At 63.4% G+C, this 23,849-nt stretch carries 22 protein-coding genes and 1 other RNA gene; 13 read left to right on the forward strand and 10 right to left on the reverse strand.

The window, feature by feature from the left end; genetic code table 11:
• Positions 1 to 26: 26 nt before the first annotated feature.
• The 6 genes from E5X34_RS00740 to E5X34_RS00765 form a co-directional block, all read right to left on the reverse strand.
• On the reverse strand, positions 27 to 1,655 hold the full coding sequence (locus E5X34_RS00740) for an ABC transporter ATP-binding protein (RefSeq protein WP_292559752.1): 1,629 nt from the start codon (positions 1,653 to 1,655) through the stop codon (positions 27 to 29).
• The gene (locus E5X34_RS00745; protein WP_292559754.1) at positions 1,652 to 2,791 is read right to left on the reverse strand and encodes an ABC transporter permease; all 1,140 of its coding nucleotides are present in this window, start codon (positions 2,789 to 2,791) and stop codon (positions 1,652 to 1,654) included. The genes E5X34_RS00740 and E5X34_RS00745 overlap by 4 nt, the downstream gene beginning before the upstream one ends.
• On the reverse strand, positions 2,791 to 3,885 hold the full coding sequence (locus E5X34_RS00750) for a microcin C ABC transporter permease YejB (RefSeq protein WP_292559757.1): 1,095 nt from the start codon (positions 3,883 to 3,885) through the stop codon (positions 2,791 to 2,793). Before E5X34_RS00750 ends, E5X34_RS00745 begins: the two co-directional genes overlap by 1 nt.
• Positions 3,886 to 3,915: 30 nt before the next feature.
• Positions 3,916 to 5,793, reverse strand: coding sequence for an extracellular solute-binding protein (locus E5X34_RS00755; RefSeq protein WP_292559760.1), 1,878 nt, complete (start codon positions 5,791 to 5,793; stop codon positions 3,916 to 3,918).
• Complete coding sequence (locus E5X34_RS00760) at positions 5,793 to 7,673, reverse strand: extracellular solute-binding protein (RefSeq protein WP_292559763.1); 1,881 nt, start codon at positions 7,671 to 7,673, stop codon at positions 5,793 to 5,795. The genes E5X34_RS00755 and E5X34_RS00760 overlap by 1 nt, the downstream gene beginning before the upstream one ends.
• Before the next feature lie 158 nt (positions 7,674 to 7,831).
• A complete protein-coding gene (locus E5X34_RS00765; protein WP_292559765.1) occupies positions 7,832 to 8,494 on the reverse strand; it encodes a cytochrome c family protein in 663 nt (220 codons plus the stop codon).
• A gap of 193 nt (positions 8,495 to 8,687) precedes the next feature.
• Between E5X34_RS00765 and E5X34_RS00770 the strand changes: the two genes are divergently transcribed.
• A complete protein-coding gene (locus tag E5X34_RS00770) occupies positions 8,688 to 9,416 on the forward strand; it encodes a 3-deoxy-manno-octulosonate cytidylyltransferase (RefSeq protein WP_292559768.1) in 729 nt (242 codons plus the stop codon).
• A 10-nt stretch (positions 9,417 to 9,426) separates the two neighbouring features.
• Positions 9,427 to 10,290, forward strand: coding sequence for a prephenate dehydratase (locus tag E5X34_RS00775; RefSeq protein ID WP_292559771.1), 864 nt, complete (start codon positions 9,427 to 9,429; stop codon positions 10,288 to 10,290).
• A 24-nt stretch (positions 10,291 to 10,314) separates the two neighbouring features.
• Here E5X34_RS00775 and E5X34_RS00780 read toward each other — a convergent pair whose 3' ends face one another.
• From E5X34_RS00780 to E5X34_RS00795, 4 genes are all read right to left on the reverse strand, one after another.
• On the reverse strand, positions 10,315 to 10,566 hold the full coding sequence (locus E5X34_RS00780; RefSeq protein WP_292559774.1) for a type II toxin-antitoxin system Phd/YefM family antitoxin: 252 nt from the start codon (positions 10,564 to 10,566) through the stop codon (positions 10,315 to 10,317).
• A 161-nt stretch (positions 10,567 to 10,727) separates the two neighbouring features.
• Positions 10,728 to 11,033: a Dabb family protein gene (locus E5X34_RS00785; protein ID WP_292559777.1), complete on the reverse strand. Its 306-nt coding sequence runs from the start codon at positions 11,031 to 11,033 to the stop codon at positions 10,728 to 10,730.
• Positions 11,034 to 11,043: 10 nt separating this feature from the next.
• Positions 11,044 to 11,985, reverse strand: a complete 942-nt coding sequence (gene nudC / locus E5X34_RS00790) for an NAD(+) diphosphatase (RefSeq protein WP_126062883.1) — start codon at positions 11,983 to 11,985, stop codon at positions 11,044 to 11,046.
• A 35-nt stretch (positions 11,986 to 12,020) separates the two neighbouring features.
• A complete protein-coding gene (locus E5X34_RS00795; RefSeq protein ID WP_112127995.1) occupies positions 12,021 to 12,440 on the reverse strand; it encodes an HIT family protein in 420 nt (139 codons plus the stop codon).
• Between the two features lie 181 nt (positions 12,441 to 12,621).
• Here E5X34_RS00795 and ffs point away from each other — a divergent pair.
• The 11 genes from ffs to E5X34_RS00850 all read left to right on the forward strand — a co-directional run bounded on the left by ffs (position 12,622) and on the right by E5X34_RS00850 (position 23,815).
• Positions 12,622 to 12,718, forward strand: an RNA gene (ffs, locus tag E5X34_RS00800) — signal recognition particle sRNA small type.
• Positions 12,719 to 12,824: 106 nt separating this feature from the next.
• Positions 12,825 to 14,642, forward strand: a complete 1,818-nt coding sequence (locus E5X34_RS00805; protein WP_292559781.1) for a DNA polymerase III subunit gamma/tau — start codon at positions 12,825 to 12,827, stop codon at positions 14,640 to 14,642.
• A 22-nt stretch (positions 14,643 to 14,664) separates the two neighbouring features.
• Positions 14,665 to 14,988: a YbaB/EbfC family nucleoid-associated protein gene (locus E5X34_RS00810; protein ID WP_112127993.1), complete on the forward strand. Its 324-nt coding sequence runs from the start codon at positions 14,665 to 14,667 to the stop codon at positions 14,986 to 14,988.
• Between the two features lie 216 nt (positions 14,989 to 15,204).
• The gene (locus E5X34_RS00815) at positions 15,205 to 16,191 is read left to right on the forward strand and encodes a cell wall hydrolase (protein WP_292559785.1); all 987 of its coding nucleotides are present in this window, start codon (positions 15,205 to 15,207) and stop codon (positions 16,189 to 16,191) included.
• A 99-nt stretch (positions 16,192 to 16,290) separates the two neighbouring features.
• Positions 16,291 to 16,896 (forward strand): recombination mediator RecR, encoded by a 606-nt coding sequence (gene recR, locus E5X34_RS00820; protein ID WP_126079441.1) that lies wholly within the window; start codon positions 16,291 to 16,293, stop codon positions 16,894 to 16,896.
• A gap of 172 nt (positions 16,897 to 17,068) precedes the next feature.
• A complete protein-coding gene (locus E5X34_RS00825) occupies positions 17,069 to 18,343 on the forward strand; it encodes a lytic murein transglycosylase (RefSeq protein WP_292559788.1) in 1,275 nt (424 codons plus the stop codon).
• Positions 18,344 to 18,601: 258 nt separating this feature from the next.
• A complete protein-coding gene (locus tag E5X34_RS00830) occupies positions 18,602 to 20,233 on the forward strand; it encodes an ABC transporter substrate-binding protein (RefSeq protein ID WP_292559793.1) in 1,632 nt (543 codons plus the stop codon).
• Positions 20,234 to 20,251: 18 nt separating this feature from the next.
• Complete coding sequence (locus tag E5X34_RS00835) at positions 20,252 to 21,319, forward strand: ABC transporter permease (RefSeq protein WP_292559796.1); 1,068 nt, start codon at positions 20,252 to 20,254, stop codon at positions 21,317 to 21,319.
• Entirely contained in the window at positions 21,316 to 22,236 is a 921-nt protein-coding gene (nikC, locus tag E5X34_RS00840) for a nickel transporter permease (RefSeq protein ID WP_292559799.1), read from the forward strand. Before E5X34_RS00835 ends, nikC begins: the two co-directional genes overlap by 4 nt.
• Positions 22,233 to 23,069: an ABC transporter ATP-binding protein gene (locus E5X34_RS00845; RefSeq protein WP_292332542.1), complete on the forward strand. Its 837-nt coding sequence runs from the start codon at positions 22,233 to 22,235 to the stop codon at positions 23,067 to 23,069. Before nikC ends, E5X34_RS00845 begins: the two co-directional genes overlap by 4 nt.
• Positions 23,066 to 23,815, forward strand: coding sequence for an ABC transporter ATP-binding protein (locus E5X34_RS00850; RefSeq protein WP_292559802.1), 750 nt, complete (start codon positions 23,066 to 23,068; stop codon positions 23,813 to 23,815). The genes E5X34_RS00845 and E5X34_RS00850 overlap by 4 nt, the downstream gene beginning before the upstream one ends.
• Positions 23,816 to 23,849 lie beyond the last annotated feature (34 nt).

Below are 23,849 nucleotides of genomic sequence, written 5' to 3' on the forward strand. Positions count from 1 at the left end.
TCCTTGTTACGTCAATCCAGCCGAGCCTATTCGCTGACCACGCCGGTCGGCGCCGTCTCGATCTTGAAGGCCGCCGCCATCAGCGCGCGCGTGTAGTCGGTCTGCGGGCTGCCGAAGATCTGTTCGGAAGGTCCCGCTTCGACGACCTTGCCATTGCGCATGACGATGACGTCATTGGCAAGGGCGCGGACGACCTTGAGGTCGTGGCTGATGAAGAGATAGGCGAGATTGTGCTTGGCCTGCAGGTTGCGCAAAAGGTCGACCACCTGCGCCTGCACGCTCATGTCGAGCGCCGAGGTCGGCTCGTCGAGCATGACGAAGCGCGGATTGAGCACCATGGCGCGCGCGATCGCCACGCGCTGGCGCTGGCCGCCGGAGAACTCGTGCGGGTAGCGATGGCGCGTTTCGGGATCGAGGCCGACCTCGTTCAGCACGGCGACCACCTTGTCGTCGCGCTGGTCGGCCGAGAGTTTGGGCTCGTGGATCTTCAGCCCTTCCTCGATGATCTCGGAAACCGAAAGGCGCGGGCTGAGGGATCCGAACGGATCCTGGAAGACGATCTGCAATTCGCGCCTGAGCGGCCGCATGGCGCCGAAGGAAAGCTGGTTGATGTCGCGTCCGTTGAAGTTGATCGTGCCGGTAGAGGAGATCATCCGCGCGAGCGCCAGCCCGAGCGTCGTCTTGCCCGAGCCGGATTCGCCGACCACGCCCAACGTCTGGCCGGCGCGCACCGTGACGTCGATACCGTCCACGGCCTTCACATGGTCGACGGTCTTGCGGAAGAAGCCCCTTTTGATCGGGAACCAGACCTTCATATCCTTGCCCGTCATGACGGCCCTGGCGCCCGGATCTGCCGCAGGCGGCTTGCCCTTCGGCTCGGCGGCCAAGAGATGCTTGGTGTAAGGATGTTGCGGGTTGGCGAAGATCTCCTTGGTCGGTCCGGTCTCGACGATCTTGCCCTTGGTCATCACGCAGACACGGTCGGCGATCTTCCTGACGATGCCGAGGTCGTGCGTGATGAACAGCATCGACATGCCCTTGCGGCTTTTCAACTCCGCGAGCAGTTGGAGGATCTGCGCCTGCACGGTGACGTCGAGCGCCGTCGTCGGCTCGTCGGCAATCAAAAGCTCCGGCTCGTTGGCCAAAGCCATTGCGATCATGACGCGCTGGCGCTGGCCGCCGGAAAGCTGGTGCGGGTAGGCATCGAGACGTTTTTCCGGCTCGCGGATGCCGACCTCGTTGAGCAGCTCCAGCGTGCGCGCCCTGGCCGGAGCATCGCGCAGGCCTTGATGCAGTTGCAGCACCTCGACGATCTGCTGCTCGACCGTGTGCAGCGGGTTGAGCGAGGTCATCGGCTCCTGGAAGATCATGGTGATCTTGTTGCCGCGCACGCCGCGCAAGGCCTTCTCGTTCATGGCGAGCAGGTCGGCGCCGCCGAACAGGATCTTGCCCGAGGGATGGCTGGCGGCGGGATAGGGCAGAAGCTTCAGCACCGACAGCGCCGATACCGATTTGCCCGAGCCGGATTCGCCGACCAGGGCAATAGTTTCGCCCTTGCCGATGTCGAACGAGACATGGTCGACGGCGATGGACTGCTTGCCGCCCTGCGCGAAGGCGACGCTCAGATCTTGTACGGACAGCAGGGCTTCGCTCATTTGAACGTCTTGCGCGGATCGAAGGCGTCGCGCGTCGCCTCGCCGATGAAGACCAGCAGGGACAGCATCAGCGAGATGACGATGAAGCCGGAAATGCCGAGCCAGGGCGCGTTGAGGTTGCGTTGCGCCTGTTTCAGCAATTCGCCGAGCGAGGCCGAGCCGGGCGGCAGGCCGAAGCCGAGATAGTCGAGCGAGGTCAGCGTCGAGATCGAGCCAGAGAGCAGGAAGGGCAGGAAGGTCAGCGTCGCCACCATGGCGTTCGGCAACAGGTGCCGGAACATGATGGTGAGGTTTGGCACGCCGAGCGCGCGCGCCGCGTTGACATATTCGAAGTTGCGGGCGCGCAGGAATTCGGCCCGCACCACGCCGACCAGGGCGACCCACGAGAACAGCAGCATCAGGCCGAGCAGAATGAAGAAGCCGGGCGGCAGGATGGCCGAGACGATGAGCAGCAGGTAGAGCACCGGGATCGCCGACCAGATCTCGATGAAACGCTGGAAGAGAAGGTCGGTCCAGCCGCCGAAATAGCCCTGCACCGCGCCGGCCGCGACGCCGATCAGCGATGATCCGAGCGTCAGGATCAGCCCGAACAGAACCGAGATGCGGAAGCCGTAGAGCACCCGCGCCAGCACGTCGCGGGCCTGGTCGTCGGTGCCCAGCCAGTTCCAGTTGCCGACCACGCAGTTCTCGTCGGCCTCTCCCTTCGGGTATTGGCCGCAGCGCTTGTTCTTGTCGTACAACCAGGATGGTTTTGCCGGCGCCGGCTCTGGAATGGCGTTGTTGACGGTCTGATAGGAGTAACGGACCGGCGGCCAGATCATCCAGCCATTGGCATTGATCTCGTCCTGGATGACCGGGTCGCGATAGTCGGTGACGGCGTAGAAACCACCGAACTTCTCTTCCGGATACGCGACCAGGACCGGAAACAGGATCTCGCCCTTGTAGAAGGCGATGATCGGCTTGTCATTGGCGATCAGCTCGGAAAACAGCGACAGCACGAACAGGAACAGGAAGATCCAGAGCGACCAGTAGCCGCGCCGGTTGGCCTTGAAATTCTGCAGCCGCCTCTGGTTGAGCGGCGACAGGAATGGCCTGCGAGGCCTGGGCGGCGCGCTTTCGATCGCAGCCTCGGCCATCAGATGTCTCTCCGCTCGAAGTCGATGCGCGGATCGACCCAGGTGTAGATCAGGTCGGACAGAAGGCCGACGAACAGACCAAGCAGCGAGAAGATGTAGAGCGTGGCGAACACCACCGGATAGTCGCGGTCGATCACCGACTTGAAGCCGAGCAGGCCGAGGCCGTCGAGCGAGAAGATGTTCTCGATCAGCAGCGAGCCGGTGAAGAAGGCCGAGATGAAGGCGCCGGGGAAGCCGGCGATAACGATCAGCATGGCGTTGCGGAAGATGTGGCCATAGAGCACCTTGTGTTCCGACAGGCCCTTGGCGCGCGCCGTCACGACATATTGCTTGCGGATCTCCTCCAGGAAGGAGTTCTTGGTCAGCAGCGTCGTCGTGGCGAAGGCCGACAGCACCAGCGCCGTCAGCGGCAGCGTCATGTGCCAGAAATAGTCGGCGATCTTGGCGGGCCAGGAGAGCTGGTCCCAATTGTCGGACACGATGCCGCGCAGTGGGAACCAGTCCCAGAACGAACCGCCGGCAAACAGCACCATCAGAAGGATGCCGAACAGGAAGCCGGGAATGGCATAGCCGACGATGACGACGCCGCTGGTCCACACGTCGAAGGTCGAGCCATCCTTCACCGCCTTGCGGATGCCGAGCGGGATCGAGATCAGGTAGGACAAAAGCGTGATCCACAGGCCGATGGAGATGGAGACCGGCATCTTCTCCAGGATCAGGTTCAGCACCGAAATGTCGCGGAAATAGCTGTCGCCGAAATCGAAGCGGATATAGTTCCACAGCATCATGCCGAAACGCTCGAGCGGCGGCTTGTCGAAGCCGAACTGCTTTTCCAGCTTCTTGATGAATTCGGGATCGAGTCCCTGCGCGCCGCGATATTTCGAGCCGACATCGCCGGCCACGTCGAGATTGCCGCCGCCCGCGTCGCCACCACCGCTGCCGAGGCGGTCGTTGCCGCCCTGGTTGGTCAGCCGGGCGATCACCTGCTCGACCGGGCCGCCCGGCGCGAACTGGATGACCGCGAAGGAGATCGCCATGATGCCGAACAGCGTCGGGATCATGAGAAGAATGCGGCGCAGGATGTAGGCGCCCATCAGGCGACGGGCCCCGCGCGGATGATGATGTCAGGCTTTGCCAATCTTTGCCGCCTTGCCCTTGTCGAACCACCACAGCGTCTCGACCGGAAAGCCGAAATCGGGTTTCTGCTCTGGAAAGCCGAACATGTCCCAATAGGCGCTTCGGTGATTCGCCAGATACCAACTTGGAATCCAATCGCGCCGCGCGCGCAAGGCCCGGTCCAGCGCGCGCATGGCGGTGGTCAGGCTTTCACGGTCCTTGGCGGCGCCGACGGCGTCGATCAGCGCATCGACCGCCGGGCTTGCGATGCCCGACAGGTTGCGCGAGCCCGACACTGTGGCGCTGCGTGAGTGGAAGAAAATTTCCAGGTCGTCGCGGGTCGGCGTGGCGCTGAAATTGAAAGCGGCCGACAGCAGGTCGAAATCGAATGTCGATTGCCTGAGCTGGTACTGCGCCGAATCCACCAGGCGGATCGAGGCATCGATGCCGATGGCCTTCATGTTGGCGACCCAGGGCGAATAGACCTGCACGAAGGTCTCGTCGTCGACCAGAAATTCAGCCGCCAGCCGGCCGCCCTTGTCATTGAGCACGAAATCGCCGGAGCGTTTCCAGCCAGCCTGTGCGAGCAATTTCAGCGCAGCGCTCAGTTGCTTGCGGTCTCGTCCGGACCCGTCCGATGGCGATTGCGTCACCGCTTCACCGAAGGTCTCCGGCGGCAGCTGGTCGCGCAGTGGTTCCAGCAGCGCCAGCTCTTGCGGCGACGGCATGCCCGCGGCCCGAAAGTCGGATTTCTCGAAGCAGGATTGGGAGCGCTGATAGGAGCCATAGAAAAAGTTGCGCCGCGTCCATTCGAAATCGAAGCAGAGCGCGATCGCCTGCCGCACGCGTGGGTCCTTGAATTGCTCGCGCCGCTGGTTGACCGCGGTGGCCTGCATGGAAGGCGTGGTTTCGGCCGGGAACTCATGCTTGATCACCTTGCCGGCGGTGAAGGCGGGAAAGTCGTAGGCCGTTGCCCAGACGCGCGAGGTGAACTCCTCTCGGTAGAGGATCTCGCCCTTCTTGAAGGCCTCGAACCCGGCCGTGCGATCCTGGTAGAATTCGATGCGGATGCGCCCGAAATTGTTCTGGCCGCGGTTGACCGGCAGGCCGTTGCCCCAATAGTCGGCCACGCGCTCATATTCGATCCAGGCGCCCGCCGACCAGCGCCCGACTTTGTAGGCGCTTGAGCCGAGCGGCGGATTGAGCTGGGAGGAGTCGAAGGGATTGGCGGTGAAGAAGGCCTTCGAAAGGATCGGGAATCCGGCCACGTTGAGGATGGTGCGGGCCGACTGCTTGCCGGAGAATTTGAGCTCGACCTTATGGGTATCCTTCGCCACCGCGTCATCCAGATGCGTCAGCGACAGCGCGTAATCCGGATGCCCTTTGTCCTTCAGCAGCTTGTAGGTAAAGGCGACGTCGTCGGCGGTGAGCGGCGTGCCGTCATGGAAGCGAGCCTGCGGGCGCAGCGAGAAGGTGAAGACGTTACGGTCGTCCGAGATCGTGACACCGTCGGCGATCAGTCCATAGACCGCGTCCGGCTCGTCGATCGCCCGCACCATCAAGGAATCGAAACACATTTCCATGCGCTGCGGGGAATCGCCCTTGGGGACGAACGAATTCAGCGTGTTGAAGGTCTGCGGGCTCTGGTTTTGGCCCCAATTGGGTGGCGAGAAGTTGAAGGTGCCGCCCTGCGGCGCATCGACATTGACATAGTCGAAATGCGTGAAATCGGGCTTGTATTTCAGATCGCCGAAGGCCGACAGGCCGTGCAGCTTGACGCCGGTCGGGGTGTCGGCAAAGGCACGGCCCGGCAGCAGCGCTGCGGCAGTGGCTGCGGCGCCCAGCGCCAGGAAGTCGCGGCGAGGAAGCAAAGTCCGCCGCTCCATCAATTGAGCCCCTTATATTTGGCTGCCAGCGCCTTTTCCTTGGCGGGGTCGATCCACCAGGAATCGATGTCGGCGCCCCGGTAGGTGGGCTGCTTCTCAGGCATGCCGAACTTGTTCCAGTAGGCAAGCCAAACCACTGCGCGGTAATATTGCGGCACGGTATAGTAGTTCCACAACAGGACGCGATCGAGCGCATGGGTCGTGGCGATGAGATCGTCGCGGTCGGTGGCGAAGATGATGCGGTCGACGAGCGCGTCTACGACCGGGTTCTTGATGCCGGAATAGTTGCGCGATCCTGGCGTGTCCGCCGCCTTCGAACTCCAGAAGTCTCGCTGCTCGTTCCCAGGCGATTCCGACTGGCCAAGCTGGCCGATGATGACGTCGTAGTCGAAATTGTTGCGCCTGTTGATGTACTGCGTCGGATCGATGATGCGCAGCGTCGCATCGACACCGATCTTGCGCAGATTAGCGATCCAAGGGCCGGAAATCACCTGGTCCGTGTCGGCCGCGCCGAGGACTTCGAATTTGAATGGCTCGCCGGTCTTGGCGTTCACCATCTTGCCGTCTTTGATTACCCAGCCTGCCTGGGCGAAGAGATCGACCGCCTGCTTCAGGTATTTCCGTTCCGCTTGCGGGGAATCATAGACCGGCAGCTTGAATTCCTGCGTGAAGAGTTCCGGCGGCAGCCTGTCGCGATATTTCTCCAGAATTTCGAGTTCCTTGCCTTGCGGCAGCCCGCTCGACGCAAGTTCCGTGCCCTGGAAATAGCTCTGGGTACGCGTGTTCGAGTTGTAGAACAGCGTGCGGTTCATCGTCTCGAAATCGAATGGATATGTCAGTGCTGCCCGCACAAGACGATCCTGGAATAGTCGGCGCCGCTCGTTCAGCATGAAAGCCTGCATCGGCTCGGGCGAGGTGGTCTTGAACTCCTTCTTGATCACGTCGCCAGCCTTGATCGCCGGGAAATTGTAGAATGTCGCCCAACGCCTCGAGCTGTTCTCCGGTTTGAGATCCTGAAATCCGCCCTTGGTGAAGGCCTGCCATGCGGCATTGTCGTCCAGGATGTAGGTGAAGCGCTGGATGTCGAAATTCTCGCGGCCGATCTTCACCGGCAGCTTGGCGCCCCAATAATCCGGAACGCGTTGCCAGACGATCTCCGAGCCCGGCTTGAAGCTTGCGATCTTGTAGGCGGCGGAGCCGAGCGGCGGTTCCAGCGTCGACTTGGTTATGTCGCGCTTCTTGCCGGTGGGGTCGGTGCTCTCCCACCAGTGCTTCGGCAAGACGACGAGGTCGCCGAGGATTTTGGGCAGTTCCCGATTGCCCTTCTGGTTGAAATGGAACTCGACCTCCCGGTCCGAAATAGCGACGGCCTCGGTCACGTTCTCGAAATAGCGGCTGTACATCGGACTGTTGGCCTTCAGCACCTGGAACGACCAGATCACGTCGTCGGCGGTGATTGGCTGTCCGTCATGCCATTTGGCTTGAGCATTGAGCCGATAGGTCGCAGACGAATAATCCGACGGATATTTGTAGGCCTCGGCAATCAGAGGGTGGCTGACGCTACCCTCATCCGTCGCCTGATCCATCAGCGTGTCATAGAGCAGGCCGCCGCCGAACTCTGCGAAGCCGGCGGCCGGCGATCCCTGCACAATGTAAGGGTTGAAGCTGTCGAAGGTGCCCACAACAACGGAGTTGTAAGTACCGCCCTTCGGCGCATCCGGATTGACGTAGTCGTAGCGCTGGAAGCTCTCGCCGTATTTGGAAGGTCCGATCAGCGAGGACGTCGTGTGCCACTCATCGGCGAAGCTGGCCTGCAGGCTCGAGGCGAAGGCGAGCGCCAGCGCCGATGCGAAAAGCGTGCGGAATCGGCCAACCTTCATGCGTTCTCCTCGTCGCTAGTTCCAACCACCCGCAATCTAGATCATTTGACGGCGGTGGAAACCGCAAGGGACGGCCTTTGTCGCTGTCCATGCAGCTTTCCTAACAGAAAAGCCGGGACGAACCCGGCTTTTCTGAGGATATCACCATTACAAATTGTTTATTGAGCAGGCGCCGCGGGCTTGGCTGGAGCGGTTCCCTCGGCCGGCTTGGCGGCGCCATCCGCCGGCTTGGCGGCTTCGGCCGGCTTTGCCGAGGCGTCGGCGGCGGCGCCCGGCTGCGGCAGCGGCTTCGGATTGTCCGACAGCGTGCGCAGATAGGCGATCACATTGGCGCGGTCTTCTTCCTTCGGCAGGCCGGCGAAGCCCATCGCCGTGCCCTTCACGAACTTCTTCGGCGAGGTGATGAAGTGGTTGAGGTTGTCGTACGTCCAGTGCTCCTGGCCGCCCTTGGAGAAATCCTTCATGCCGGACGAATAGGCAAAGCCCTCGTGCTCGGCGACGGGGCGGTCGACGATATCCCAGAGATCCGGACCGACCTTGTTCGGGCCGCCCTTTTCGCCGGAATGGCATGCCTGGCACTTTTTGAAGATGGCGGCGCCCGCATCGGCGCTGGCGCTGGCGAGCAGATCGGCGATCGGCTTTTCGGCCGCGGCCGGCGCGGCCGCGCCGCCTTCGGTCGGCTCCTGCGCCTCGATGGCGAAGCCGGGCTTTTCGGGGGCGGGCGAGGCGAACAGCCCGTCCGAGACGAGGCCTATCGAAAAGACGATGAAGCAGGTTCCCATAAATCCGCCGAGCAGCTTGTTGACTTCGTTGGAATCCATACGCCCCTTGCTCCCTTTTCCGGCGGACCGTCCCGTCCACTCCGTCCGTCGGTATCGCGAACTGCCCTGAAAGGCCAGCCAAATCGGGCGGAAACTAGGTCTTTTGCTCTGGCGTTGCAACACCTATAAGGGCGCTTCCAGTGAGACCTTTTGCCACTTTTCCATCCCTGTTTTTCGACCGCTCCAAAATCCGATGTCAACCTTGATCCTGATCCCCGCCCGCATGGCCTCCACGCGTCTGCCGGGCAAGCCGCTGGCCGACATTGCGGGCGCGCCGATGATCGTCCATGTCGCCCGCCGCGCAGCCGAGGCCGGGCTTGGCCGCGTCGTGGTGGCGACCGACACGCAGGCGGTCGCGGAGGCCGTGCGGGCGCATGGCTTCGAGGCCGTCATGACCCGCATGGATCACGAATCTGGCTCCGACCGCATCTTCGAGGCGCTGACGGCCCTCGACCCCGGAAGCCAAGTGGAAACGATCGTCAACGTGCAGGGCGATCTGCCGACAATCGACCCCGAGATCATCGGCGCGTCGCTGCGTCCGTTTGAGGACAGATCGGTCGATATCGCCACGCTCGGCGTCGAGATCGTGCGCGACGAGGAGAAGACCAATTCCAATGTGGTCAAGATCGTCGGCTCGCCGCGATCCGCGACACGGCTGAAAGCGCTCTATTTCACCCGTGCCACCGCGCCCTGGGGCGAGGGGCCGCTCTACCATCATATCGGCCTCTACGCTTATCGCCGCGCCGCGCTCGAACGCTTCGTGGCGCTCAAGCCCTCGCCGCTGGAGCGCCGCGAGCGGCTGGAGCAATTGCGCGCGCTGGAAGCCGGCATGCGCATCGACGCCGAGATCGTCAAATCGCTGCCGCTTGGCGTCGACACGCCGCACGACTTGGAACGTGCCAGGCAGATCCTTTCAAGCTGAGACCATCCGCATGACCGCAAAGAACAACAGAATCTCCTTCCAGGGCGAACCCGGCGCCAATTCCGACACGGCGTGCCGCAATATGTTCCCCACCATGGACCCGTTGCCGTGCCCGACCTTCGAGGACGCTTTCAACGCGGTCGAGACCGGCAAGGCCGAGCTCGCCATGATCCCGATCGAGAACACGATCGCTGGGCGCGTCGCCGACATCCATCACCTTCTGCCGGAATCGAAGCTGCACATCGTCGGCGAGTATTTCCTGCCGATCCATTTCCAGCTGATGGTGCTGCCCGGGGTGAAGCGCGAAGAGATCAAGACGGTGCACAGCCACATCCATGCGCTGGGCCAGTGCCGCAAATACATCCGCAAGAACGGCTGGAAGCCGGTGATCGCCGGCGACACGGCGGGTTCGGCCAAGATGGTGTCGGAGATCAAGGACCGCACCATGGCTTCGCTGGCGCCGGCTCTGGCTGCCGAGCTCTACGGCCTCGACATCATCGAGAAGAATGTCGAGGACACCGATTCCAACGTCACCCGCTTCGTCGTCTTGACCAAGAACAAGCAATGGGTGGACCGGCCCACGCCGGACGCCAAGATGATGACGACCTTCATCTTCCGCGTCCGCAACGTCCCGGCCGCGCTCTACAAGGCGATGGGCGGCTTCGCCACCAACGGAATCAACATGACCAAGCTCGAGAGCTACCAGTTAGGCGCTTTCACCGCGACGCTGTTCTACGCCGACATCGAAGGCCATCCGGACGATCCGCTGGTCAAGCTGGCGCTGGACGAGCTGCGCTTCTTCTCACGCGAGATGCGCATCCTCGGCGTCTATCCGGCGAGCGCCTCGCGCGAGCAGTGGAAGGTGGCGGATTAGGGTAACGAATATCGAGCTACAGCATCAGGACAAGTCTACTGGTGGCGCATATTCCGTGCGGGGCGGAACCGGCAGGTCAGAGTCGCCTGCGGCCAGAGCAGCCAGCATGTCACCGAGCGACCGCGTTTTACCGGTAAGCCGTTTGTACTCATCGAAAGACATCAGGACATACGCTGGCCGCCCTCTGTCAGTGATGATCACCGGGCCATCCTTTGCAGCGCGTTTTGCACGGCCAAAATCTTGATTGAGTTCGCGACTTGAAAGCGTGGTGATCATACCAATTCGCAAGATTTGCTTGCGCAACCACACCTAAACCTTTTGAGCAGGAATAGCGAGGTTGAGTGTACAAATCGTAGCCCGCTCCACGAGTGTGACAGGAACTCCCACCGGGCTAGGAATGCCATGGCAGTCCGCCGTTGCCTAACGACGACCTGCGCTTAGATCACCGCGCCCAGCGGCACGTAGTCTATCTCCAAAAACTTCTCCACCTCCGGCACCCAGCGGTCGCGCACGAAGGCGACGTGGTCGGGGTGCTCGTTGTAGCGCGTGTAGGCCGCCTGGTCGGCGAACTCCATCGAGAAGCCGAACTGGTAGTCGTTTTTCGGGCTCACCTGCCGCAGCTGCTCGAAATGCGTGACACCCTTGATCCCGGTCAGAATCTTCTTGGCGTCGTGCAGGAAGCGCTTTGTCTCCAGCGAATGCGGCTCGTGCTTCAAGCTGAACACCACGGTATGACGGATCATTCTTGCGCTCCTATTCGCTGTCGACCCAGGCGCGGATGAGGTGATGGGCGATCGCCCCTTTCGGCGGTGTGATCAGGCCGTCGGCATGCGTCCTGTCCAGCATCGTGCGCACCTCGTCGCGGAAGAACCAGCGGCAGTCCTCGAGCTCGTTGAGGTCCGCCTGGATATCCTCGTTGAGCGGCTCCCCGAAGCAGCCGATCATCAGCGAATAGGGGAACGGCCAGGGCTGGCTGGCGTGGTAGACGACGCGGCCGAGCCGGATGCCGGCCTCTTCCAGCGTCTCGCGCCGCACCGCCGCCTCGATCGTCTCGCCCGGCTCGATGAAGCCGGCAAGCGCTGAATACATGCCCGGGGCGAAATGCCGGCCGCGCCCCAGCAGGCATTTCTCGCGCGTTGCCGTCAGCATGATCGCCACCGGGTCGGTGCGCGGGAAATGGTCGGTGCCACAGGCCGGACAGTGGCGCCTGTAGCCGCCGGCGCGCATCTCCGAGCGGTTCCCGCATTTCGAGCAGAAGGCGTGGCTGGCGTGCCAAGCGAGCAGCGCCGCCCCTTGCGCCAGCGCGCCGGCCGCCGCCTCGTCGATCAGCCCTTGCATATAGACGGAACGATAGTCGATCGCCTTGACCGTCTCGGGGAGATTTTCCGGCTCGATCCCCGCCGGCACGGCCAGCACCGGGCCTTCCTCGGAGAAGCCGAGCAGCACGCCACGGTCGAGCGAGACATCGAAGGTCTCGCTCTCGGCCACGTTGAACCAGGGGTCGAATTTGCCGTCGTCGAGTTTGAGGTAAAGCCGGCCGGCATGCATAAGCATCAGCCGCGTGGTCTGGTCGGCCAGCGCCTTTTCGACCGCGTCGTCGGCGCGGTTCTCGGATTGCCGGTCGATCCGGTTGCCGGCGAAACCGACAAACTGGCTCGGCTCGCGCAAGGGCGCGTCAAACAGGCGGAAGCTCATGGGGACTCGGGATATGCTGGTGGACACTGGTCAGCTTATAGCGCCGCCTTGATCGTTTCGGCAAACCGCCTGATGTCGGAGCGCTGGTAGGGTTCGCGTATGCCATGCCCCCAGACCGGACCCGGCCAGCCGGGATCGCCCTCGGATCTGGCGACGACATGGACATGCAGCTGGCGCACGATGTTGCCCAGAGCGCCGGTGTTTATCTTGGTGCAGCCGGTCACCCGCTTCAGCGCCTGCGCCACCATATTGGTCTCGAAGGTCAGCATCGCCTGGTCGAGCGGCGTCATCTCGTGCAACTCCTCGATGCCCGGACGCTGCGGCACCAGCACCAGCCACGGCCAGCGGCGATCATTCATCAATCTGAGTTCGCAAAGGCCAAGCCACATAAGCTGCTCGCTGTCCGCCTCCAGACGGGCGTCCAGCGTGAAACCGGCCTTGAGGCCAGGCAGCATGGGCGTTTCCTTTGTTCCTTGTAGCATTCTTCAAACCAACGAACGCTAGAGCGGCGGCAAGGTGGCTGCAAGCGATTCATTGACCGCTCTTGGCGATTTGAAGGACTTTCCGGTCTCCATATGGCCGCGGGTTCCGGCTCTCCCCTTGCATTTCGCCGTTGAATTGCCGATATGGAGCGCGGGAGGTTGGTGGTGGACGATCCACTCGCCAACCGGGTCAGGTCCGGAAGGAAGCAGCCCTAACGAGCCCGGAACGGGTCATTGTTCCAGCCTCCCACCTCTTCGCCTTTCTCCCGCGACATTGACGGCGCCAAGCCGTGCGGGCGAGACTATGCGCAGGAATCGGCCGCCTTCCGTCGCGGTCCTGGGAGCTTTTGACGGCGAATGAGCGAAGCCGGAAACTTGGGGACGGAAAGCCTGGAGACCGGCAAGGCCGGAGCCTATCGCGTCCTGGCGCGTAAATATCGTCCTTCGAATTTTTCCGAGCTGATCGGCCAGGAGCCGATGGTCCGCACGCTGACCAATGCCTTTGCCACCGGCCGCATCGCCCAGGCCTGGATGCTGACCGGCGTCCGCGGCGTCGGCAAGACGACGACAGCGCGCATCCTCGCGCGTGCCCTCAACTACAAGACCGCGACCGTCGACCAGCCCTCCGTCGACCTTTCGGTCCCCGGCGAGCATTGTCAGGCGATCATGGAAGGCCGCCATGTCGACGTCATCGAGATGGACGCCGCCTCCCATACCGGCATCGACGACATCCGCGACATCATCGACCGCGTGCGCTACGCGCCGGTCTCGGCCCGCTACAAGGTCTACATCATCGACGAAGTGCACATGCTCTCCACCCAGGCCTTCAACGGCCTGTTGAAGACGCTGGAAGAGCCGCCGCCGCACGTCAAATTCATCTTCGCCACCACCGAGATCCGCAAGGTGCCGATCACGGTGCTGTCGCGCTGCCAGCGCTTCGACTTGAGGCGCATCGATGCCGGCGCGCTGGTCGGGCATCTGTCCTCGATCGCCGCCAAGGAAGGCATTTCGGTCGATGACGATGCGCTCGCGATGATCGCGCGGGCCGCCGAGGGCTCGGCGCGCGATTCGCTCTCCATCCTTGACCAGGCGATCGCCCATGGCAGCGGCACCGTCAGCGCCGATGCGGTGCGCGCCATGCTCGGCCTCGCCGACCGCGCCCGCATCATCGACCTGTTCGAATATGTCATGAAAGGCGATGTGGCGGCGGCGCTTGCCGAATTCCGCGCGCAATACGACACCGGCGCCGATCCGGCCGCCGTGCTCACCGACCTTGCCGAGTTCAACCACCTCGTCACCCGCCTGCGCTTCGTGCCGGCCGCGGCCGACGACGCGTCGCTTTCCGAGGACGAGCGCCGGCGCGGCGCCGAATTCGCCGGCACGCTCTCGGTGCGCGTGCTGTCGCGAACCTGGCAGATGCTGCTCAAGGGCATTCCCGAGGTACAGTCCTCCAACCGGCCGGTCAGCGCCGGCGAGATGGTGCTGATCAGGCTGGCGCATGCCGCCGACCTGCCGACGCTGGACGAGGCGCTGAAATCGCTGGAAGGCGCGGGCCCGCTGCCGAATGGCGCGCCGCGCGCCAATGGCGCATCGGCAAGTCCAGGCAATGCCGGCGGCGCCAGTGCCGTGGCGCAGGCGCGGATGCCCAGTTCAAATGGCGGCGCCCAGACCATGCGGCTGGTCGAGGCGCAGCCTGTGCCGGAGGCCTATGTTCCACAACCGGCGCCGGTTGCCGAAGCGCCTGTCGTTCCGGTGAAGTCGCTGGCCGACATCGTCGCGCTCGCCGACGCCAATCGCGACATCGCTTTCAAGGTGCTGTTGAAACGCTGCGTGCGGCCGGTGCGCATCGAGCCTGGCCGTCTCGACGTCACCCTGACCGACGACGCGCCGAAGATGCTGCTCAACGACCTGACCTCCAAGCTACGCGCCTGGACCGGCCGCAACTGGCTGGTGTCGCTGTCGAAGGAGGAGGGCGGCCAGACACTGGCCGAGATGGAGACGACGAAGCGCGAGAATGCCTTCTCCGACGCCAAGGCGGATCCGACTGTCGCGGCCATCCTCGCCCGCTTCCCGGGCGCCAAGATCATCGACGTGCGCATTCCGGATGTTCCGGACGTGGAAGAGGCCGAAGCCGAAGTTCCGGTCGAGCCCGCGTCCGACGACGACGAAATCTGAAACAATCTTAGAGGACCACCCGATGAAAGATCTTCTCGGCCTGATGGGCAAGGCGAAGGAAATGCAGGCCAAGTTCCAGGCCATGCAGGACGAGATCGCCACGCTTGAAGCCACCGGCCAGGCTGGCGGCGGCCTGGTCAGTATCACGCTCACCGGCAAATTCGAGATGAAGGCGCTGAAGATCGATCCTTCGCTGATCAAGGCGGATGAAGCCGAGATCCTCGAGGACCTCATCCTGGCCGCCCACAATGACGCCAAAAGTAAGGTTGAGCAGGTCATGCAGGAGAAGACCAAGGCGTTGACGGCGGGCCTGCCGATTCCCCCCGGAATGAAATTGCCGTTCTGAGGCGGCCTCGCCAGTTAATTGATTATGAACGAAAATCGAGCCTGTACGGCAATATTAACCATTTGCCGGCAATGCTCACGGGCTCATTTCGCGGCTTTCATAAAGTTTTACCCAAGTCCAGAAGTCGCTAACCATCTAGCCATCTTTTTGCCTGAAAGAGTCTCATTCTTGCCACATCTCGGGGCGGGCTGGCATCTTGGACATGAGGCTTTTTTGGTGATCGCGACGCGATGGAAGACGCCGCTGCTGCTTATCGGCATCGTCACTTCCCCCTTGCTCCTGGCCGGCTGCAGCCAGACCACTTCCTCCCATGGCATGTCGGTGTCGGGACTGACCGACGCGCTGACGCCGAGCTTCCTCACGCGTTCCTCCAGCCACTCGCTGAAGGATAAGGAATGCCTGCAAAGGGCGATGTTCTTCGAGTCCAACCGGTCGAGCCGCGACGGCATGATCGCCGTCGGCACGGTCGTGATGAACCGTCTTCGCTCGGGCCAGCATGGCAGCACCATCTGCGAGGTCGTCGGCGAGAAAGGTCAGTTCGCGCCCGGCGTGCTGACGCGGCCGATGAATTCCAGGGCGCTGCCCGATGTCGAGGAAGCCGCCGACGCGGTGCTGAGAGGCGAGCGCAAGGCCAAGCTCAAGAACACGATGTATTTCCACACCGCCGGCCTGCGTTTCCCCTACAAGAACATGCATTACACCATGGTGGCCGGCGGCAACGCCTTCTATGAGAAGCGCGGCCGCAACTGGCAGCCGCTGCCGGACGAGCCGATGGTCGCCATGGCCTCCGACAAGCAGCAGAAGATCGACCCGACCGCTCCCGTGCTGGTGGCTTCCGCCGAGCCGGTGGTCAAGACGATCGTGCGGCAGGATCCGGCCAAGCAGGCCGCGATGAACGCTGCCGAACCGACGCTTCCGGCCAAGGCGGCAATCGTTCCGGCCGAACAGACCTATGTGACGGCCGCTGCTGTGCCGTCGCAGAAGTCCGGCCGCCTCGCGCAGAAGCCGACGGTCGTGGCGATGCAGGAGCCGATGGCCGAGCCGGACGCCTCGCGTTTCGGCGGCACGCTCAAGGGCCGCTACATCACCTCGGTGCCCAATGCGCCGCAGGAAGCGTCGATGGGCTTCCAGTCGACGCCTGAGAACACCGACGCCATCGGCGCGATGATCGTCAGCCAGGACCGGCCGCTCGAAACCAACTGAACCCGATTGCATCCAACACAGGGCCCGTCATGGCAGCATGGCGGGCCCTGCGTCGTTGCGGCTGTTCCAAACCGCTCGGAAAAATCCTAGATCAAGGCGATGTCGAAGAGAATCGCCGGTCCGGAAATCGAACGCCTGATCCAGCTGCTGGCCAAGGTGCCGGGGCTTGGGCCGCGCTCGGCCAGGCGCGCCGCGCTCCATCTCATCAAGAAGAAGGAGCAACTGCTCGAGCCTTTGGCCGCCGCCATGGGCGAGGCGGTCGACAAGGTGCGCATCTGCTCGACCTGCGGCAATGTCGATACGTCCGACCCTTGCATGATCTGCACCGATCCGCGCCGCGACGCAGGCACGCTGATCGTCGTTGAGGACGTCTCCGACCTCTGGGCGCTGGAGCGCGCGGCCGCCATGAACGTGCGCTACCATGTGCTCGGCGGCACGCTGTCGCCGCTCGACGGCATCGGGCCCGACCAGCTCAACATCCGCTCGCTCGTCGACCGCGTCGCCGGCGGCGAGGTGAAGGAAGTCATCCTGGCGGTCAACGCGACGGTCGAGGGGCAGACGACCGCGCATTATTTGACGGATCAGTTGTCAGGCTTCGATGTGAAGGTGACGAGGCTTGCGCATGGCGTGCCGGTCGGCGGCGAGCTCGATTACCTCGACGAAGGCACGCTGGCCGCGGCGCTGCGATCGAGGACGGCATTTTGAGGGGATTTTGGGGGACTTGGAGATGACAGCATTCCTTCGCGCCCCCCTCTGTCCTGCCGGACATCTCCCCCACAAGGGGGGAGATCAGATGTCACGCCGGCTTTCGCCAATCTTCAACGTCGCAGGAAGAGGCGCGGCGGCGAAACAGCTAATCTCCCCCCAAGTGGGGGAGATGTCCGGCAGGACAGAGGGGGGCGCGACAGAACGCGGCTTTCACAAGCTTGCTCTCGCATTTCTGTTGTTCGCACTGATCGGGCTTTTCACCATCCCCTCCTACGCCACCTCCATCGACGATCAGTTCCAGGCCTGGCTTCAAACCGATCTCTGGCCCGAAGCCAAATCCAAAGGCATCTCGAAAAAGACCTTCGACGAGGCCTTCCTCGGCGTGAAGCCGAACCTCAAGCTGCCCGATCTCGTCCTGCCCGGCGAAAAGCCGGCGACGCCGCAGAAGCAGCATCAGGCCGAGTTCGGCCCGCCCGCCAACTATTTTGCAGAGAAGATCATCCGCGCCGTCACTACGGGCGGGCGGGCGCGCGAGAGCGCCAATTCAAGAGTGCTCGGGCTGATCGAGAAGCGATATGGCGTGCCGGGCGAGATCGTGCTGGCGATCTGGGGCCGCGAGACCGGCTTCGGCGCGGCCAAGATGCCCTACGATGCCTTCGAGGTGCTGGGCACCAAGGCGTTCATGTCGACGAAGAAAGACTTCTTCCGCACCGAGGTGCTGGCGGCGCTCGAGATCGTCGAGCGCGGGCTGGCGCCGGTCAACGCGATGAAGTCGTCCTGGGCCGGCGCGCTCGGCCAGCCGCAATTCATGCCGACCTCTTTCTTGAAACATGCCGTCGACTTCGACGGCGACGGCCGGCCCGACATCTGGAATTCGACGCCCGACGTGCTCGCTTCGATCGCCAACTACCTCGTCCACTATGGCTGGGTGAGGGGGCGCGGCTGGGGCGTCGAGGTGATCGTGCCGGCAAACGTTTCCTGTGCGCTCGAAGGACCCGACCAGGGCAAGAAGATTTCCGACTGGGTGGCGATGGGCATCAGGCGCGCCGACAACAAGGCGTTTCAGGCAAGCGAATTAAAGGCCGAAGGCCTTCTGCTGATGCCGGCCGGGCGCAGCGGACCTGCCTTCATCGTCACGCCGAACTTCTATGTGATCAAGCAATACAACAACAGCGATCTCTACGGCCTGTTCATCGGCCATGCCGCCGACCGCATCGCCAAGGGCGACGCCAGCTTTGCCGGCAGTTGGGGGCCGGTCGGCGATCTGCACAGGTCGGATATCGCCGCGCTGCAGCGGGCGCTGGAGGCCAAGGGCTATGATGTCGGCAGCGCCGACGGCCTGCCCGGCTTCAAGACGCGCCGCTCGATCGGCATCTGGCAGGCCAAGAACGGCAAGCCCGCCACCTGTTTCCCCGATGCAGGCCTGGTCACGCAGTTGAAATAGCGGCGACTTCCAAGGCTCGAACACAGGCAGATTTTTCTCGATCGGCGGCTGCAATTAGCCGGCGCATGGGTCGACCCATTGCCGCCCGTCTGGTCCGATACGCCATCTCAATTGTTGCGACGCGGACGGCATCGAATAGGGAGTTGACCAACTGGACAAAAACCACGACGGTAAGCCGTCAAAGCCGTTGCCGGCCTTGCTGAGAACAATACGCCCTGAGCCGGGAACTCAGGTCAACAAGAACAGGGAACGATCACCATGATGCTGGAAAAGTTTGCCGTCCGTAGCTTGCTTGCAGGTGTGGCGATGACCGCGCTGCTCGCGACGCCCGCTTTCGCGGTCACGCCCGCCGACACGCTGGTCGAAGGCTTCGCCATCGACGACATCATCTCGATGGATCCGGGCGAGGCGTTCGAGCTGTCGACCGCCGAAGTCACCGGCAACACCTATGATCTGCTGGTCCGCCTCGACCTCGGCGATACCTCGAAGGTCAAGCCCGACCTCGCCGAGAGCTGGACGGTGTCCGACGACGGCCTGACCTACACCTTCAAGCTCAAGTCCGGCATGAAGTTCGCGTCCGGCAATCCGATCACCGCCGCCGATGTCGCCTATTCCTTCGAGCGCGCCATCAAGCTCGACAAGAGCCCGGCCTTCATCATCAACCAGTTCGGCATCAGCGGCGACAATGTCACCGAGAAGGCCAAGGCGGTCGACGACACCACCTTCCAGTTCGTCGTCGACAAGGCTTACGCGCCGAGCTTCGTGCTCAACTGCCTGTCCGCCACCGTGGCCTCCGTCGTCGACTCGAAGCTGGTGAAGGAGCATGTCGCCGCCGTCACGCCGAGCGCCGATTACAAATGGGACAACGACTTCGGCAATGCCTGGCTGAAGACCGGCTATGCCGGTTCGGGCCAGTACAAGCTGCGCGAATGGCGCGCCAACGAGGCCGTCGTTCTGGAGCGCAACGACAATTACAATGGCGAGAAGGCCAAGCTCGCCCGCGTCATCTACCGCAACATGAAGGAAAGCTCGGCCCAGCGCCTGGCGCTGGAGGCGGGCGATATCGACGTCGCCCGCAACCTCGAGCCGAACGACCTCGACGCCATCGCCAAGAATGCCGACCTCACCACCACAAGCGCGCCGAAGGGCACGGTCTACTACATCAGCCTCAACCAGAAGAATCCGAACCTCGCCAAGCCGGAAGTTCGCCAGGCGTTCAAATATCTGGTCGACTATGACGCGCTGAGCACCACCATCCTCAAGGGCATCGGCGAGATCCACCAGTCCTTCCTGCCCAAGGGCGACCTTGGCGCGATCGATGACAACCCGTTCAAGCTCGACATCGCCAAGGCCAAGGAGTTGCTCGCCAAGGCCGGCCTGGCGGATGGTTTCAAGGTGACGATGGACGTTCGCACCGGCCAGCCGACCACCGGCATGGCGGAATCGATCCAGCAGACGCTCGGCCAGGCCGGCATCCAGCTGGAGATCATCCCAGGCGATGGTAAGCAGACGCTTACCAAATATCGCGCCCGCAACCACGACATCTATATCGGCAACTGGGGCCAGGACTATTTCGATCCGAACTCCAATGCCCAGACCTTCGCCTCCAATCCGGATAATTCCGACGCCGCCAAGATCAAGACATTGGCCTGGCGCAATGCCTGGGACATCCCGGACCTGACCAAGGAGACCGAGGCAGCGCTTCTGGAAAAGGATTCGGCCAAGCGCGCCGACATGTACAAGGATCTGCAGAAGAAGATCCTCGACACCAGCCCCTTCGTCATCATCCATCAGCAGCTGGAAGTGGCGGGCCTGCGCAAGAACCTCAAGGGCTTCGCTCTCGGCCCCAGCTTCGACACCAATTTCGTCGGTCCGGTCTCGAAGGAATAGCGTCCTCGGACGCCCCTCGTGAGCGTAGCTGAAAACCAGGCGGCGGCAGGGCGCGGCAGCGCCCGTGCCGTCGGCATCCTATCCTCGCTCGGCCGCTTCCTGGTCGTCGCGGTGACGACCTATCTCGGCCTGCTCGCGGTGACTTTCTTCATCGGGCGCGTTATCCCGATCGATCCGGTGCTGGCCGTCCTCGGCGATCGCGCGCCGACCGCCGTCGTCGAACGCACGCGCCGCGAGATGGGTCTCGACCTGCCCTGGATCGAGCAGTTCTACCTCTATGTCAAAGCAGCGCTGAGGGGCGACTTCGGCACCTCGGTGCTGACCACCAATCCGGTGATGTCAGACATCCGCCGCGTCTTTCCGGCGACCATCGAGCTGGCGACGCTGGGCACCATCATCGGCGCCGTCATCGGCGTGCCGCTCGGCGTGCTGGCCGCCGTCAAGCGCGGCAGCCTGATTGACCAGATCGCCCGCGTCGTCGGCCTCATCGGCTATTCCGTGCCGATCTTCTGGCTTGGGCTGCTCGGCCTGGTGCTGTTCTACGCCAAGCTGCAATGGATCGCTTTCCCGGCGCGGCTCGACGTCGTCTACGAATACACCTTCACGCCGATCACCGGCTTCTACCTGCTCGATGCCGCGATCCAGGGGCAGTGGGACGTCTTCCACGACGCCTGGCGTCATATCGTCCTGCCGGCCGCGCTGCTCGGCTATCTGTCGCTCGCCTATATCAGCCGCATGACCCGCTCCTTCATGCTGAACGAGCTGGCGCAGGAATATATCGTCGCGGCGCGTGCCAAGGGCCTGTCGGAGACGCGCATCATCTGGGGCCATGCGCTGCGCAACGCCGCGGTGCCGATGGTGACGGTGATCGCGCTTTCCTACGCCAACCTGCTCGAGGGCTCGGTGCTGACCGAGACCGTCTTCTCCTGGCCGGGCATCGGCCTTTACATCACCAACTCGCTGCAGAACGCCGACATGAATGCCGTGCTTGGCGGCACCATCGCCATCGGCTCGGTCTTCATCGCCATCAACCTCTTGTCCGATCTGCTCTACCGGCTGCTCGATCCGAGGACGAAGATCGGATGAGCGCTGAAACCATCCAATCCAGGCGCGAATGGCTGCTCAGCGACCGGCCGGCCTCGCGCCTGCAGGCAAGGCTAGGCCGCGCCTATGTCGCCTGGCGCCGCTTCTCGGCGAACCGGTTGGCGCTGGTCGGCATGCTCATCATCATCGCGCTGGTGGCGGTCGCCGCGCTTGCCGACGTGCTGGCGCCCTATTCGCCGACCGTCGGCGATCTGAAGAACGCCCGCCTGCTGGCGCCGAGCGCTGCGCACTGGTTCGGCACCGACGACCTTGGCCGCGACATCTATTCGCGCATCGTCTATGGCGCGCGCTGGACGCTTTATGTGGTCATCCTCGTCGCCATCATCGCCGCGCCCATCGGCCTTTTGGTCGGTACCGTCGCCGGTTACGCCGGCGGCTGGACCGACACGATCCTGATGCGCGTCACCGACATCTTCCTTGCCTTTCCCAAGCTGGTGCTGGCGCTCGCCTTCGTGGCCGCGCTCGGCCCAGGCATCGAGAACGCGGTGCTGGCGATCGCCATCACCTCCTGGCCGCCCTACGCGCGCATCGCCCGCGCTGAAACGCTAACGGTGCGCAACTCCGATTACATCAAGGCGGTGCAACTGATGGGCGCCTCGCCCTTCCGCATCGTGCTGCGCCACATCATGCCGCTCTGCATTTCCTCGCTGATCATCCGGGTGACGCTGGACATGGCCGGCATCATCCTGACCGCCGCCGGTCTCGGCTTCCTCGGTCTCGGCGCGCAGCCGCCGCTGCCCGAATGGGGCGCGATGATCGCGTCCGGCCGCCGCTTCATCCTCGACCAGTGGTGGGTGGCAGCGGCGCCCGGAGCGGCCATCCTCATCGTCAGCCTCGGCTTCAACCTGCTCGGCGATGGCCTGCGCGATGCGCTTGATCCCCGGAGTGGGGACCAATGAGCGACACGCTCCTCGAAGTCGACGATCTGCGCGTCACCTTCCCGACCCGCACCGGGCTCGTGCAGGCCGTGCGCGGCGTTTCCTTCTCGCTCGGCCGCGAGCGTCTCGGCATTGTCGGCGAGAGCGGCTCCGGCAAATCGCAGACCGGCCGCGCCATCATGGGGCTGACCCCGCCGCAGGCCGAGGTCTCGGCCAAGAAGCTCGCCTTCGACGGCATCGACCTGCTCTCGATCTCGCCTCGCCAGCGCCGGTCGCTGCGGGGAAACCGCATCGCCATGATCCTGCAGGATCCGAAATATTCGCTGGATCCGGTGATGACCATCGGCCGCCAGATTGTTGAGACGCTGCGCACCCACGAAAAGGTCTCCAAGGCAGAGGCGCGCGAGCGCGCTTTAGCCATGCTGCAGGCGGTGCAGATCCGCGATCCGGCCCGCGTCTTCGACCTTTACCCGCACGAGGTCTCGGGCGGCATGGGCCAGCGCGCCATGATCGCCATGATGCTGGTCACCGGACCGGAGCTGATGATCGCCGACGAGCCGACCTCGGCGCTGGACGTCACCGTGCAGCTCGACGTGCTCAAGATCCTCGACAAGCTCGTCGCCGAGCGCGGCATGGGGCTGATCTTCATCTCGCATGATCTGCGCCTGGTGTCGTCCTTCTGCGACCGCGTGGTCGTCATGTATGCCGGCAAGGTGGTCGAGCAGATCAAGGCGTCCGAACTGCGCGATGCCCAGCACCCCTACACGCGCGGCCTGCTCAACTGCATGCCGAGGATCGGCTTCGAGCGCCATCCGCTGCCGGTGCTCGACCGCAAGCCGGAGTGGGCGGCATGACGGCCGCCATCGCCATCCAAGGGCTGGAAGTGGTCTTCGACCGTTTTCGCGCGCTGAAGGGCGTAAGCCTGGAAGTGCGCGAAGGCGAATCCTACGGCCTGGTCGGCGAAAGCGGCTCCGGCAAGTCGACGCTGCTGAAGGCTATCACCGGCCTTGCGCCTGTCGCCTCGGGCACCATCACCGTCAACGGCAAGACCCTCGGCAGAACCCGCGACAAGGCCTTCTACCGCGAAGTGCAGATGGTGTTCCAGGACCCCTACGGCTCGCTGCATCCGCGCCAGACAGTCGACCGCCTGCTGCAGGAGCCGCTGGCGATCCATGGCATTTCCGACGGCGAGAAGCGCATCGGGCGCGCGCTGGACGAGGTCGGCCTCGGCAAGGGCTTCCGCTTCCGCTATGCGCACCAGCTTTCCGGCGGCCAACGCCAGCGTGTCGCCATCGCGCGTGCGCTGATCCTCGAACCCTCAATCCTTCTGCTCGACGAGCCGACCTCGGCGCTCGACGCCTCCGTTCAGGCCGAAGTGCTGAACCTTCTCGAAGAGGTGCGGCGGCGGCGCAAGCTCACCTTCCTGATGGTCAGCCACGACCTCGCCATCATCACTCATATGTGCGAGCGGCTGATGGTGATGCAGAACGGCGAGGCGGTGGAAACGCTTACCGCGAGCCAGCTGATCGGCCATCGGGTCAGCGAGGATTATACGCGTAATCTGCTCAGGGCGAGTGAGGGGTTCGTGCGGACGGCGTGAGTCGCTCTTGAGCACACCCAGGATGTTTGAGGAG

This window comes from Mesorhizobium sp., assembly GCF_004963255.1.
In the GTDB taxonomy this organism is placed as follows: Bacteria; Pseudomonadota; Alphaproteobacteria; order Rhizobiales; family Rhizobiaceae; genus Mesorhizobium.